Raw genomic sequence first — 13,573 nt, forward strand, 5'->3', positions numbered from 1 at the left:
ATGCCGGCAACCATCCTGGTGGTCGATGACAGTCGTACCAAGCGCTACCTGCTGGTCAGTTGGCTGACCCGGGCCGGGTTCACCGTGCTTGAGGCCGAGAACGGCGCCGAGGCGTTGGCCCGGATCGAGGTCGACCGGATCGACCTGGTGGTCCTCGACGTCCGGCTGCCCGACCTCAGCGGCTACGAGGTCTGCGAACAGATCAAGGCGCGGCACCCGGCAAAGCCGGTGATCCACGTGTCGGCGCACGCCGTGGACGTGGCCGACCGTGCCCAGGGGCTGACCCGGGGCGCGGACGCGTACCTGACCGAGCCGATCGAGCCGGAAGAGCTGATCGCCACCACGCGGGCGGTGCTGCGCTACTACCAGGCCCGGCAGCGCGCCGAACTGCTCGCCGAGCGGCTGCTCGGGCTGGCCGACACGACCGTGGCGGTGCACGCCGCCCCGACCTTCGTACGCCTGCTGGAGGCCGCCGCGGCGGGGGCCGCAGAGATCTTCAAGAGCCCAGCGGCAGTGATCGCCGAAACGTTCGACGGTGACTGTCTTGCCGGGATCTGCGCCGGTCCGGGCGCAGTAGCCGCCGTGGTGCCGTGGGTCGTCGACGACACCGGGGTGCCGACCGGCGCGACGGTCCGGGTGGAGACCCCGGCACAGTGGGCGCTGCTCGACTGGCCGGCCGACGACTCGGTGACGGTTGCCGCCGCCAAACTGCGGGAGGACCGGGCCCCGCTGTACGTGGTCGTCCCGACCGCCACCCAGACCGCTCGGACCCCGGTGCTGAAGCAGCTCGCCCAGGCGGTGGCCGCCGCCGTGGAGGCGCAGCGCTCGTTCGACGAGGAGCACCGGATCGCGGTCACCCTCCAGCGCAGCCTGCTCCCGCGCGGGCTGCCCACGGTTGCCGGCCTGGACCTCGCGGTGCGCTACGAGCCGGCCAGCGCGCAGACCGAGGTGGGCGGCGACTTCTACGAGCTGGTGATGCTCGACGGGCACCTGCTGCTGGCTATCGGCGACGTAGCCGGCCACTCGCTGCACGCGGCGACCGTCATGGCCGAGCTGCGGCACGCGGTGCGGGCGTACGCCGTCGAGGGGCACCAGCCCGGCGAGATCCTGCACCGGGTCAACGAGCTGATGCGGACACTGCTGCCGAACGAGATCGCCACGCTCTGCGTGCTGCTGCTGCACCCGCCGACCGGGCGGGTGCGGCTGGCCAGCGCCGGGCATCTTCCGCCGGTGCTCAGCAAGGAGGGCAAGGTCGAGTTCGTGCAGCACTCGGCGCCGCTGCTCGGCATCCGCGCGCCTCGCCCGGCCGACCTGGAGTTCGTGCTTCCGGCCGGGGCGACGCTGGTGTTCTACACCGACGGGCTGATCGAGCGACGGGACGCCACCATCGACGAGGGGCTGGCCGCACTCGCCGCGGTCTGCGCCACGGTCGACGACGACCTGGAGCGCTTCTGCGCCCGACTGCTGGTGGAGCTGGCGCCACCGGAGATCCAGGACGACGTCGCCGTCGTCGTCCTGCGCCGACGCTGAGCCCGGCCTCGGTGTGCTGCCGGCCTTGGTGCGTTGCCGGGCTCAGTGCACCGAGCGGGCGTACGCGGCGGGTGACATCCCGGCCACGGCGGTGAAGTCGCGGACCAGGTGGGCCTGATCGCTGTAACCAAGGTCGGCGGCGAGATCCGCCCAGCTCAGTGGGCCACCAGCGGCCTGTTCGACGGCCTCCTGGAGCCGGTAGCGGCGGATCACCCACTTTGGCCCGACCCCCACGTACTCCATGAAGAGCCGCTGCAACCGGCGGACCGGAATGTCGTGCCGCGCGGCGAAGTCGTCGACGCGTAGCACCGTCCGGTCGGTGCGGATCGCCTCGGCCAGCCGGACGGCCTCCTCGGTCATCGGGTCCGGCTCCGGTTCCCAGGCGGTGAGCATGGTGTCCAACGCGTGGCAGCGCTCGTCGTCGGTCGCCACGCACACCGGGGTGTCGGGGAGTGCCAGTCGGCCAGCGGGCAACGGCACCCGGCGGCCGGTCAGCTCGGTGACCGGTCGACGCCAGAACGAGTGGAAGCCGCCGGGACGGAACTGCACCCCGCAGACCCGGCCGGTGCCGGTGAGCGTGATCCGGAACAGGTCGCGGCCCACCCCGGCCACCTCGCCGAACTCGGGGCCGTCGCCGTCACGCCGGAACACCACGTTTACCGCCGGGTGCGGCACGATCCGCTGCTCGAACGGTGTGCTCAACGTCCAGTCGATCAGCCAGTAGTGCTCGACCCAAGGGCGTAGCGACTCCACCGGCAGGTGCCGACGGAAGCGCACCTCGCGCAGCATCCGCTCCGGGTCGAGAATTCCCCGGCTGTCGCCACGCGGTCGATGTCGCATTTATTCAAGACCACCCTCATACGCTGGCCGTATGACCACTCAGACTAGCGATCTGCTGGCGGCTGCCGCGCCGCGAACCGTCGATGTGGTGCGCGGTATCGCCGACCACCAACTCGACCTGCCCACGCCGTGCCGTGACTACGTCGTTCGTGATCTGCTCAACCACCTGTTCGAGGTGGTGGTCAACTTCCAGGATCTGGCCTTGAAGCGGCAGGTGGAATGGGCCGAGAAGCCGGACCACCTGGTCGGCGGCTGGCAGGACCGGTTCGAGGCGGAGACCGGCCGTTTGGTGGCCGCCTGGGCCGATCCTTCCACCCTGGAGGGGGTGTCGCCGGGCATGGGCATGCCGCAGACCGTCATCGGCGGTATGGCTCTGCTGGATCTGACCGTGCACGGCTGGGATCTTGCCGTCGCCACTGGCCAGCCGTACCAGCCCGCCCCGGAGGCTGTGGCCGAACTGCACGGCCTGGTCGAGCAGTTGGGCCCCACCGCCCGCAAGATGGGCGTCTTCGCCGAGCCGCTCCCGACCGCCACCACCCCAACCTCCACTCCCGACCTGGCCCACCTACTGTCCCAAACGGGCCGCACCCCCACCTGGCCCACCCCAACCCCCTAACCACCCCCCACCCCCCACCCCGTCTCGGTGATCAAGAGGTTTGCGTCAGGTTTCGGGGCGCTGGTGACGCAAACTTCTTGATCACCCGGGTGGGGGTGGGGGTGTGGGGGGTGGGGTGGGTGGGTTGTTGACTTTGGGTATTCGCTCGGTGAATAGTGGCGGGCGTGTCTACGCCGCATGTGTTGCTTGGGCTGCTTGCTGAGGGCAGCCGGCACGGCTATGACCTCAAGCGTGCACATGACGAGCGGCTGCCCCGGGCCCGGCCGTTGGCCTTCGGGCAGGTCTACGCCACCCTTGGCCGCCTCGAACGCGACGGTCTGGTGGCCACCGCCGGGCAGGATCGCGCGGCGGGGCCGGATCGCACGGCGTACGCGCTGACCGACCAGGGGCGGGCCACGCTGGACCAGTGGCTGTCCACCGTCGAGCCACCGATGCCGTACGTGGCCAGCACGCTCTTCGCCAAGGTCATGGTGGCGCTCCTGGTCGCCGATGTCGACCGGGCACGGTCCTACCTGATCTCCCAGCGCGCCGCGCACACCGCACGGCTGCGTGAGCTGACCGCGGTCAAGGGAGACCCCACCGCCACCCTCAGCGATGTGGTCGCGGCCGACTTCGCGATCGCCCACCTCGATGCGGATCTGGGGTGGTTGCACGCCACCCTGGGCCGGGTCGCCGACTGGCACCGGGAGGTGCATCCGTGACGCAACTCCAGGCTCGCGGCGTGGTTCGGGCGTACGGCCCGACGCCCGCGCTGCGCGGCGTGACACTCGACGTGGCCGAGGGTGAGATCGTCGCCGTCACCGGTCCGAGTGGCTGCGGCAAGTCGACCTTGCTGCACTGCTTGGCCGGGATCCTCCGGCCGGACGCCGGCGAGGTCACCTGGCGCGGGCACCGCATCGACACCTGGTCCGAGGCGGCGCGTTCCCGGCTGCGGCGCACCGAGTTCGGGGTGCTGTTCCAGTTCGGCCAACTGGTGGCCGAGTTGACGGCCGCGGAGAACGTCGCCCTGCCCCTGCTTCTCGCCGGCACGGGGCGGCGAGAGGCGCGGACGGCGGCGCTCACCTGGCTGGATCGGTTCGGTGTGGCCGAGTTGGCCGACCTTCGGCCGGGTGAGATGTCCGGTGGCCAGCAGCAGCGTTGCGCCACGGCACGGGCGCTGGTCACGGAGCCCCGGGTGCTCTTCGCCGACGAGCCGACCGGCGCACTGGACACGCTCGCCGGTGAGCAGGTGCTCACTCATCTGGTCCGGCTCGCCCGAGAGCAGCGCACCGCCGTCGTGCTGGTCACCCACGAACCGCGGATTGCCGCGTACGCCGATCGGGAGATCGTGCTGCGCGACGGCCTGGTGGACCACACCGGCCTGGGGGTCGACGTGCCGGTGGTCGGCGGCGCCCGGTGAGACCGGCGACGCTGGTCCGCCTCGCGCTCGCCGGCACCCGCACCGACACCGCCCGGGTGGTGCTCACCGCGCTGAGTGCCCTGCTGGCGACCCTGGCCGGGCTCGCGGCACTCACCGTGCTGGCCATCCCGACGCCAGCGGCAACGGACGAAAATCCCAACAGATGGTCGGAGCAATACCACAATGCGCTGCTGGTCGAGCCCGGGTTGCGGGGTGGGACGGCGTTCGCGTTGCTGATGTTGATGATTCCGGTGCTTGCGCTGGCTGGCCAGTGCGCCCGGCTCGGCGCGCCAGCGCGGGATCGGCGGCTGGCCGCGCTCCGGCTGGCCGGCGCGACTCCCGGCCAGGTCACCAGGCTGGCCGTGCTGGAGACCGGCGTGGCCGCCCTGCTCGGCACGCTCGTGGGGCTGGGCGTCTACCTGGTCGGCCGTGTGCAGCTGCACCGCCCCGACGAGCGAGGTCAACTGGCTCTGCCCACCGACGTGCTGCCGTCGACCGGGGCTCTGGCCGCAGTGGTGCTCGGTCTGCCGGTCGTCGCAGCGCTGGTTACCGCTCTGATGCTGCGTACGGTCACCACGAGCCCGCTCGGGGTGAGCCGTAAGGCCCGCCGCGAGCGCGGTCCGCGCCCGTGGGCGGGGTTCCTGATCGGGCTGGGCCTGGCCTCGTTCCTTGCCGTCCGTCCAATCACGTATCAGTTCGGCGGCAACGAGCAGGTGCTGGCCTGGCTGGTGCCGTTGCTGTTCGTGGCGGGTGGGTTCGCGGCGATGATCGGGGTGGTGATCGGCACCGGGTGGATCTCGTACACCTGCGGTCGGTTGTTGCGTCGGTATGCCCGCCGCCCGGCGGCCCTGCTCGCGGCGGGCCGGCTGATGGCCGACCCGTGGGCGGGCAGTCGCACGTTCGCGGCGCTGCTCGCCGCCCTGATCTTTGGTGGGGGTGCGGCCGCCCAGCGCGCCCACTTCGCCACCATGGACCAGCTCGATCGGGAGCAGAGCCAACTCGTCGGGGCGGACGGTGGCGGTGACTCCTTCTATCTGTCCACCATGGATCTGGTCGATGCCGCAGTCGCGGTGGCCATCCTGATCGCGACGGGTGGGCTGATCGTCGCGCTGGTCGAGGGGATCGTCGCCCGTCGACGCGCGTACGCGGCGTTGGTCGCCACCGGGGTGCCCCGAGCGACGCTGAGCCGTTCGGTGGCCTGGCAGGCGCTGGCCCCGGCGGTACCGGCGATCCTGCTCGCGCTCACCGTGGGCACCATGCTCGGCAGGGGATTCGGTGCGGAGGTGTCGGCGGGCGGCTCGTCGATGGAGATCTGCGAGGCAGCGGCGGCGCTGTGTGACGACCCTGCCACTCGCGAGCAGTACACCCGGATCGAGTACACCCCCGCGATCGAGCGAGCCGTTGCCGTACCCCTGGAGCAGTTGGCCTTGCTCGGTGTGGGCGCGTTGGTCGCGGTGCTGGTGACGGTCGGCGTCGGCCTGCTGTTCCTGCGCGCGAGCACGGCGCTGGACGAGCTGCGCACGACCTGAGCCCGGGTGGCTGGTCAGGTCGGGCTGTGGAAGAGGCCCGCGGACCAGGAGATCAGCAGGCCGACGGCGGCGGAGCAGCAGCAGACGACCAGGGCTGCGGCCACCACGGCGAGGATCGTCCAGGCGGACATGCGCCGGGCCGCACTCGGCGGTGCGTCGGTCCCCGAGCCGGCCTCGTCGTTCACGCCGGAAGTCTAGGCGAGCTGATCGAGCAGTTTCCCGGAAGTGGTGGCCTTGACGGACGGTCGAGGCCACCACCTCCAGGATCGAGCGCGATCATGTCGACCCGGCGGGTCAGGCGCGGTCGATGCGGTCCAGGATCCAGGCGTTGATGAACGCCTCCTCGCGCCAGGCGTCGTAGCGACCGCTCGGCCCGCCGTGCCCGGCACCCATCTCGGTCTTGAGCAGGTAGTCGCCCTCCGGGGCGGTCGCCCGCAGCCGGGCGATCCACTTCGCCGGCTCCGAATAGAGCACCCGCGTGTCGTTGAGGCTGGTCACCGCGAGGATCGCCGGGTAGTCCACCGCAGCCACGTTCTCGTACGGCGTGTAGGACTTCATGTACGCGTACACCTCGGGGTCCTCAAGTGGGTTGCCCCACTCCTCCCACTCGGTGACGGTCAGCGGCAGCGACGGGTCGAGGATCGACGTGAGCGCGTCCACGAACGGCACCTGCGCGACGATGCCGGTGAACGCGTCCGGTGCGAGGTTGGCCACGGCGCCCATCAGCAGGCCGCCGGCCGAGGCCCCCCGGGCGACCAGTCGGTCGCTGGCCGTCCAGCCAGCCTTGACCAGGTGCCGGGCGCAGGCGACGAAGTCGGTGAAGGTGTTCTTCTTGGCCAGCAGCTTGCCCTGGTCGTACCAGCGCCGACCCAGCTCACCGCCGCCCCGGGTGTGCGCCACGGCGAAGACCACGCCCCGGTCCAGCAGCGACAGTCGGGCTACCGAGAACCACGGGTCCATGCTGGCCTCGTACGAGCCGTAGCCGTACAGCTCGCACGGCGCCGAGCCGTCCCGGGGTGTGCCGACCCGGCAGACCAGTGAGATCGGCACCCGGGTGCCGTCGTCGGCGAGTGCCCAGTCGCGGTGCTGCTCGTACTCGGCCGGGTCGTAGGGTCGCCCGTCCGGCCCGGGCAGCACGGGCTTCTGCTTGCGCAGCACCATCTGTCGGGTGACCAGGTCGTAGTCGTACACCGAGTCCGGAGTGATCAGCGACGAGTAACGCAGGCGGACCTGCCCGGTGCGGTACTCCGGGTTGGCGTCCAGCCCGACGCTGTACAACGGCTCGGGGAAATCGATGTCGTGGGCGTCGTCGCTGCCCACCGGCATCACCCGCAGCCCGGTCAGCCCGTCGGTGCGCAGTGACACCACCAGGTGGTTCGCGAAGGCGTCCACGGCCTCCAGCCGGGTGCCCGGGGTGTGCTCGATCAGCGGCACCCAGTCGCCCGGCACGTCCGCCGAGGTGAACGCCAGCGCGAAGTCCTCCGCGCCGTCGTTGTGCAGGATCAGGAACCGGTGGCCATGGTGCTCCACCGTGTATTCGATGCCTTGCCGGCGCGGCGCGATCACGGCCGGCGCGCCGGCCGGGTTGCCGGCGGGGATCACCAGCACCTCGCTGGTCACCTTGCTGTGGACGTCGATCAGGATGAACTTCTCCGACCGGGTCAGCTCGACGCCCACCCAGAACCGCTCGTCGTCCTCCTGGTGGACCACCACGTCGTCGGTGGCGGCCGAACCGATGGTGTGCCGCCATACCTGGTTCGGTCGCCAGGCGTCGTCCACCGTCACGTAGAACAGCACCGAGGCGTCGGTCGACCAGGCGGTGCCGTAGAACGTGTCTGGTACTTCGTCCGGCAGCAACTCGCCGGTGGTCAGATCCTTCACCCGCAGGGTGAACCGCTCGTCCCCGGAGAAGTCGGTGGAGTAGGCCAGCCAGCGACCGTCTGGGCTGACGTCGAACGCGCCCAGCGAGAAGAAGTCGTGCCCCTCGGCCAGCAGGTTGCCGTCGAGCAGCACCTCCTCGCCGTCGAGCGGGGCGCCGTCCTCGCTGACCGGCGGGTCGGTCTCACCGTCGCGGACGGCGCGCCGGCACTGCACCCCGTACTGCTGCCCCTCGACCGTCCGGGTGTAGTACCAGTGCCCACCCTTGCGGGTCGGCACGGACAGGTCGGTCTCCCTGGTCCGTCGGCGGGTCTCCTCGAACAGTTCCTCGCGCAGCGTGGCCAGGTGCGCCGTACGCGCGTCGGTGTATTCGTTCTCGGCGGTCAGGTAGGCGATCGTCTCCGGGTCGTCCTTGGCGGCAAGCCAGGCGTACTCGTCGACGACGGTGTCGCCGTGGTGGGTGCGCTCGCTGGGCACCCGCTTCGCCGCGGGCGGGGCAGTCTCGGTGGTCACGGCGGCCACGTTACCGGCCGGCAGCTGCTGTACGCCGGACCAGCGGCATCCCGATAGTCGACACCGTGCGTTTAGAACACCTGTACGATGACCGCCATGGCGGCAGCAGCGAGTTCCCTCGGCCGATCCGGAGCCCTCGAGATCACCAGACGATTGGCGGCGATCTGCGGCCCACCGTTCTCCCGGCTGGGCGGGCCGGCCGACGAGGTGGCGGGGCGGCCGACGCGCTGGGTGGCGGTGCCGGGCAGCCCGCACGCCGCGGCCGAGGTGCTGCGGCTGGCTGCCGCGCACGACCTGGCGGTGGTGCCCCGGGGTGCCGGCACGAAGATCGACTGGGGTGCCACGCCTGTCCAGGTCGACATCCTGCTCGACACCGGCCGGCTGGCCGGCATCGGTCACGAGCCGGCCGGCGCGCCGGTGGCCGAGGTGGGTGCCGGCACCCCGCTGCGGGCGGTGCAGGCCACGTTGGAGCGCACCGGGCAGCGGTTGGCGCTGGACGCCCCGTCACCCGGCGCGACCCTCGGCGGGGTGCTCGCCGCCGGCGAGGCCGGCCCGCTGCGCCACCGCCACGGCAGCCCCTGCGACCAACTGCTCGGTGTCCGCTACCTCGGTGCCGACGGTGAGCTGGTCAGCGCCGGGGGCGGCACGCCCGGGCTCGACGTGGCGCGGCTGCTCTGTGGCTCCCAGGGCGCGCTCGGCGTGCTGGTCTCGGCGAGTCTGCGGGTGCAGCCGCTGCCGGCGAGCCGGCTCTGGGTGTCCCGCCCGGTGTGGACGCCGCTGGAAGTGCACGACCTGGTCCGGACGATCCTGGCCGCCCGCCTGGAGCCGGCGGCCATCGAGCTGGACCTCCCCGGGGGCACCCCACGGCCACGTACGCCGTACCCGCCCGGCCATCCGGCCGCCACCGCCCGGGAGCGCCACCCGTCGATGTCCGGGCGGGCCGGCGCTCCGTCTCGGGCGGGCAGCCTGGTGGTGCTGTTGGAGGGTGGCTCCGCCGATGTCACCGAACGCGCCGAGCGCCTGGTCGGCCTGCTACACGGGGAGGCGACGATCGCCCACTCCGCGCCGACGTGGTGGCGCCGCTACCCGTTCGCGCCCGGCGACACCGCGCTGCGCCTGGAGGTGCCGATCGGCGACCTGCACGCTGCCGTCTACGCGCTACGCGACGCCGCCGGCGCCCCGGTGCCGCTGCGCGGGTCCGCCGGGCTGGGCGTGGTGCACGCGGCACTGCCCGGAGCGCTGGCTCCCAGCCGGGTGGCGTCCATCCTGGCCGCCGTCCGAGGGGTGTTGCTGGCTCGGCAGGGCCGCTGCGTGGTGGTCTCCGCCCCCGCGGCGGTCCGCCAGGCCGTCGACCTCTGGGGCGAACTGGCCGGCCTGGCTCAGCTGCGAGCAGCCAAGGAGCACCTCGATCCGGAGCATCGGCTCGCCCCTGGACGCCTCCCCGGGGGCCTGTGAGCCCCGCACGGCGAGGAACGCACCGACGGTCGCGAGCTGCGCGACACTCGCCATGACCGTCAATCTACCGAGCAGCCCCGTTTCCCAGGGGCCGCGTGCCGGTCAGGTCGCGTCGTTGCGGAGCACCAGGATGGCGATGTCGTCCCGGGGCGGCTCGACGGAGAAGTTGATCGCGGCGGAGCGCAGCCTGGCGGCCACCACGTCGGCCGAATATCCAGCCAGGGGTGCGGCCGCGTCCCGCAGGCGGTCCGTGCCGAACAGCTCCCGGCCGCGCCGCCGCTCGGTGACGCCATCGGTGTAGAAGATCAGCGAGTCGCCCGGCGCGAGCGTGATCTTCGCCGTCGGCGAGGTGATCGTGTCGAGCAGGCCGAGCGCGGTGCCGCCGGTGCCGACGAATCCCGCGCCGCCGGCACCAGCGAGCAGCACCGGCTGATCGTGGCCGGCCAGATGCAGTGACACGTCCAACTCGTCGCCCTGGCCCGGCCCGACCGCCGCCAGCGCCAACGTGCAGTATCGCCCGCCACCCCGCTCGACAAGCGTCTCGTTGAGCCGCGCCAACGCCTCCGGCAACGGTTTCCCGTCGCCGACCAACACCCGGATCACGTCCCGGACCAGCCCGGTCACGGCGGCGGCCTGGACACCCTTGCCCGAGACGTCACCGATCACCACCAGCCAACGCCCGTCGGGCAGCGGCACCACGTCGTAGAAGTCGCCCCCCACCTCCGCGTCGTCGCCGGTCGGGACGTACTCGGCGGCGAAGCCGATCCCGTCCACCAGCGGCAGCACCGGCGGCAGCAGGGACTGCTGAAGGGTCTGCGCCACGCGGCGGCGCTCGGCGTGGATCCGGGCGTTCTCGATGGCCAGCGCCGCCCGGCGGGCCACGTCCTCCAGAACGGCCACCTCGTCCGGGTCGTGCCGGTGCCGTTGGTGCCGCCCTACCGCCAGGGTGCCGAGCCGCTCCCCGCGCGCGATCAGTGGGACCGCGAAGCCTTCCATCGGCCCGCCCAGGGGGATCTGCGCCGCGCTGCGCGACGCCTCACGTAGGCGGGCCTGGATCGAATCCGGCCCGGTCTCGGCCAGCACCTTGTGCAGTTGCGGAAGCATCGACTCATCGGCGTGGCTGGCGGCCGCGAGCCGGAGCCGGCCCCACTCGTCGGCGGTGTGCACCGCGCACCACTGGCCGAGCCGTGGCACCACCAACTGCGGGACCAGGGCCATGGTCAGATCGACGTCCAGCGACTGGGCGAGCAGCTCGCTCGCCTCAGCCAGGAACGTCAGCCACACCTGCCGGCGGACGTCGGCCCTGCGGAGCCGGTCGTTCTCCAGGTGCAGCGACAGTCGCTCGGCGGTGAGCACCGCCAACGGCCGGGCGTACGCCGACGGCGCGGCGTCCAACTCCAGCTCCCCGGCGTACGGGCGTTGCACCGTCAGCGGCACCCGGAGCAGTTCGCTCTCCGGGTGGGGCGGTCGACCGAAGCGTGCCAACACCTGACGGCCCTGTCCGTCGCCCCGGTCCAGGCGGATCGTGCCACCGGCCGCGCCCACCATCTCGGCGACCCTGCTGAGCAGGTTGGTGGCGAAGTCGGGCAGCGGATCGTCCGCGTGCGGGTCGGGTGCGGTTTGCATGAGTTCGCTCATCGCGTTGGCGCTCGGCGCGGACCTGTCGGTGCTCACCCGAAGGTCGCCACCGGCGGTGCCCTCGGTTGGCGGGTCGGCACCGGGGCGGTCCAATCGGAACCAGACGCCCTTGCCGGTGGGCAGGTACGTGGTGCCCCAGCGACTGGCGAAGTGGTCGACCAGCAGCAGACCTCGGCCACGCTCGGAGACCTCGTCGATCTCCATGGAGTCGTTGCGGGTGCCGACGGTCAGCTCGTCGCCCGACCCGGGCGCGAAGTCGGAGACGGTGACGGTCAGCCCGATCGCGTCGGCGACGACCTCGATGTCCAGTTCGGTGCGGGCGTGCTCGACGGCGTTGGTGGTCAGCTCGGTGGTGAGCAGCAGGGCCTCGTTGGCCAGCTCGTCCAGGTGTGACTCGGTCAACACCGAGCGGACCACGGCGCGGGCGGCGGCCGGCGTACGACGGTCGGCGGGCAGGCGGACGCGCCGGATCGCCCCGTCCCGGGCCCCGGCCGTCGCGGCCCCCGCCTCGGCTGACACCCCCGTATCCTCCACCGTCCCCCCACCAGGTGCCAAGCCGATCATGAATCGTGCCCCTCCTCCGCCCGAGACGAGAGGAAGGGCACCCGGTGGGGCGACCGCCCTCGATGCGTCCGACGGGCGGGTTGGCGGCCCTTGCGAGGTGTGCGACGCGCCGTGCCAGCCCTGCGTTCATCGGCCGAATCGGACGGGGATCGCAGCCATCTGGTGGGTCGCACGCCCTGGCACTACGGCGCGCGCGGGCACAATATGGGGTGTCGGTGTGTCCGCACGGACCGGCAGCCCCCGAGTTGAGCGAGGAATGATGACCACGGCGAAGCAGTCGGTGGCGGATTCGTCCGCAGCCGACCACGAGGCGCTCCTCGGTGAGTTGACCGAGGCACTGCGACGGGTCCGTTGCGGCGACCTGAAGGTCCGGCTTCCCCGCCGCGCCGGCACGGCTGGTGAGGTGGCGGACGCCTTCAACGAGGTGGTCTCGTCCCAGGAGCGGCAGTACCTGGACCTGCGGCGGATCAGTCGGATCGTCGGTCGTGACGGCCGGCTCACCGAGCGGCTCGACGACGAGGGGCTGGACGGCTCCTGGGCGGAGGGGCAGCGGGCCATCAACTCGCTGATCGACGACCTGGGCCGCCCGACAACCGAGATCGCCCGGGTCATCGTGGCGGTCGCGGACGGCGACCTGTCCCAGCACATGGCGCTGGAGATCGACGGCCGGCCGCTGCGTGGTGAGTACCTGCGCATCGGGCGCACCGTCAACACCATGGTCGACCAGCTCTCGTCATTCTCGAACGAGGTGACCCGGGTGGCCCGTGAGGTGGGCACCGAGGGCAAGCTCGGTGGCCAGGCCGACGTGCGGGGCGTCGCCGGCACCTGGAAGGACCTCACCGACTCGGTGAACACCATGGCGTCGAACCTGACCGGCCAGGTGCGGTCGATCTCGCAGGTGGCGACGGCGGTGGCCAAGGGTGACCTGTCGCAGAAGATCACGGTTGGCGCGCGCGGTGAGGTGGCCGAGTTGGCCGCCACGATGAACTACCTCACCGACACGCTGCGGCTCTTCGCCGAGCAGGTGACCCGGGTGGCCCGGGAGGTGGGCACCGAGGGCAAGTTGGGCGGCCAGGCCGAGGTGCCGAACGTGGCCGGCACCTGGAAGGACCTGACCGACAGCGTCAACTCGATGGCGTCGAACCTGACCGCCCAGGTCCGCAACATCGCGCAGGTCTCCACGGCGGTGGCGCGTGGTGACCTGTCGCAGAAGATCACGGTGGCGGCGCAGGGCGAGATTCTGGAGCTGAAGGACACCGTCAACACGATGGTGGACCAGCTGTCGTCGTTTGCCGACGAGGTGACCCGGGTGGCCCGTGAGGTGGGCATCGAGGGCAAGCTGGGCGGCCAGGCGCAGGTGCGCGGGGTCTCTGGCACCTGGCGAGACCTCACCGAGAACGTCAACCAGTTGGCCGGCAACCTGACCAGCCAGGTCCGCAACATCTCCCAGGTCTCCACGGCGGTGGCGAAGGGTGACCTGTCGCAGAAGATCACGGTGGACGCCCAGGGTGAGATCCTGGAGCTGAAGAACACGGTCAACACGATGGTGGACCAGTTGTCGTCGTTTGCTGACGAGGTGACCCGGGTGGCCCGTGAGGTGGGCACCGAGGG

Annotated in this window: 11 protein-coding genes; 7 read left to right on the forward strand and 4 right to left on the reverse strand. The window is 71.7% G+C overall.

The genetic code is table 11. From position 1 onward, the window contains the following. Complete coding sequence (locus ACLQ28_RS06180) at positions 1-1,530, forward strand: SpoIIE family protein phosphatase (protein WP_425685203.1); 1,530 nt, start codon at positions 1-3, stop codon at positions 1,528-1,530. 42 nt (positions 1,531-1,572) lie between these two features. Here the strand turns inward: ACLQ28_RS06180 and ACLQ28_RS06185 are convergent, their stop codons facing one another. Further along, positions 1,573-2,370, reverse strand: a complete 798-nt coding sequence (locus ACLQ28_RS06185) for an AraC family transcriptional regulator (protein WP_425685204.1) — start codon at positions 2,368-2,370, stop codon at positions 1,573-1,575. Between the two features lie 31 nt (positions 2,371-2,401). Here ACLQ28_RS06185 and ACLQ28_RS06190 point away from each other — a divergent pair, with 31 nt between their 5' ends. From ACLQ28_RS06190 to ACLQ28_RS06205, 4 genes are all read left to right on the forward strand, one after another. After that, on the forward strand, positions 2,402-2,986 hold the full coding sequence (locus ACLQ28_RS06190; RefSeq protein ID WP_425685205.1) for a TIGR03086 family metal-binding protein: 585 nt from the start codon (positions 2,402-2,404) through the stop codon (positions 2,984-2,986). A gap of 164 nt (positions 2,987-3,150) precedes the next feature. Next, complete coding sequence (locus tag ACLQ28_RS06195; RefSeq protein WP_425685206.1) at positions 3,151-3,687, forward strand: PadR family transcriptional regulator; 537 nt, start codon at positions 3,151-3,153, stop codon at positions 3,685-3,687. Continuing rightward, positions 3,684-4,385, forward strand: a complete 702-nt coding sequence (locus tag ACLQ28_RS06200) for an ABC transporter ATP-binding protein (RefSeq protein WP_425685207.1) — start codon at positions 3,684-3,686, stop codon at positions 4,383-4,385. The genes ACLQ28_RS06195 and ACLQ28_RS06200 overlap by 4 nt, the downstream gene beginning before the upstream one ends. Continuing rightward, positions 4,382-5,914, forward strand: coding sequence for an FtsX-like permease family protein (locus ACLQ28_RS06205; RefSeq protein ID WP_425685208.1), 1,533 nt, complete (start codon positions 4,382-4,384; stop codon positions 5,912-5,914). Before ACLQ28_RS06200 ends, ACLQ28_RS06205 begins: the two co-directional genes overlap by 4 nt. Before the next feature lie 14 nt (positions 5,915-5,928). Here the strand turns inward: ACLQ28_RS06205 and ACLQ28_RS06210 are convergent, their stop codons facing one another. Next, on the reverse strand, positions 5,929-6,099 hold the full coding sequence (locus ACLQ28_RS06210; protein ID WP_425685209.1) for a hypothetical protein: 171 nt from the start codon (positions 6,097-6,099) through the stop codon (positions 5,929-5,931). 109 nt (positions 6,100-6,208) lie between these two features. Next, a complete protein-coding gene (locus ACLQ28_RS06215; protein WP_425685210.1) occupies positions 6,209-8,305 on the reverse strand; it encodes a S9 family peptidase in 2,097 nt (698 codons plus the stop codon). Between the two features lie 96 nt (positions 8,306-8,401). Here ACLQ28_RS06215 and ACLQ28_RS06220 point away from each other — a divergent pair, with 96 nt between their 5' ends. Continuing rightward, the gene (locus ACLQ28_RS06220; RefSeq protein ID WP_425685211.1) at positions 8,402-9,760 is read left to right on the forward strand and encodes an FAD-binding oxidoreductase; all 1,359 of its coding nucleotides are present in this window, start codon (positions 8,402-8,404) and stop codon (positions 9,758-9,760) included. 102 nt (positions 9,761-9,862) lie between these two features. On the opposite strand, the gene ACLQ28_RS06225 is transcribed toward ACLQ28_RS06220, so the two are convergent. Continuing rightward, positions 9,863-11,917 carry a SpoIIE family protein phosphatase gene (locus tag ACLQ28_RS06225; protein ID WP_425685212.1) on the reverse strand — a complete coding sequence of 685 codons (2,055 nt, stop codon included), beginning with the start codon at positions 11,915-11,917 and terminating at the stop codon, positions 9,863-9,865. Between the two features lie 304 nt (positions 11,918-12,221). On the opposite strand from ACLQ28_RS06225, the gene ACLQ28_RS06230 reads away from it, so the two are divergent. Further along, positions 12,222-13,573, forward strand: a 1,352-nt coding sequence (locus ACLQ28_RS06230) for a HAMP domain-containing protein (RefSeq protein ID WP_425685213.1), incomplete at its 3' end; no start/stop codon positions are given.

It is taken from the genome of Micromonospora sp. DT201 (assembly GCF_049841575.1).
Taxonomy (GTDB): Bacteria; Actinomycetota; Actinomycetes; order Mycobacteriales; family Micromonosporaceae; genus Micromonospora.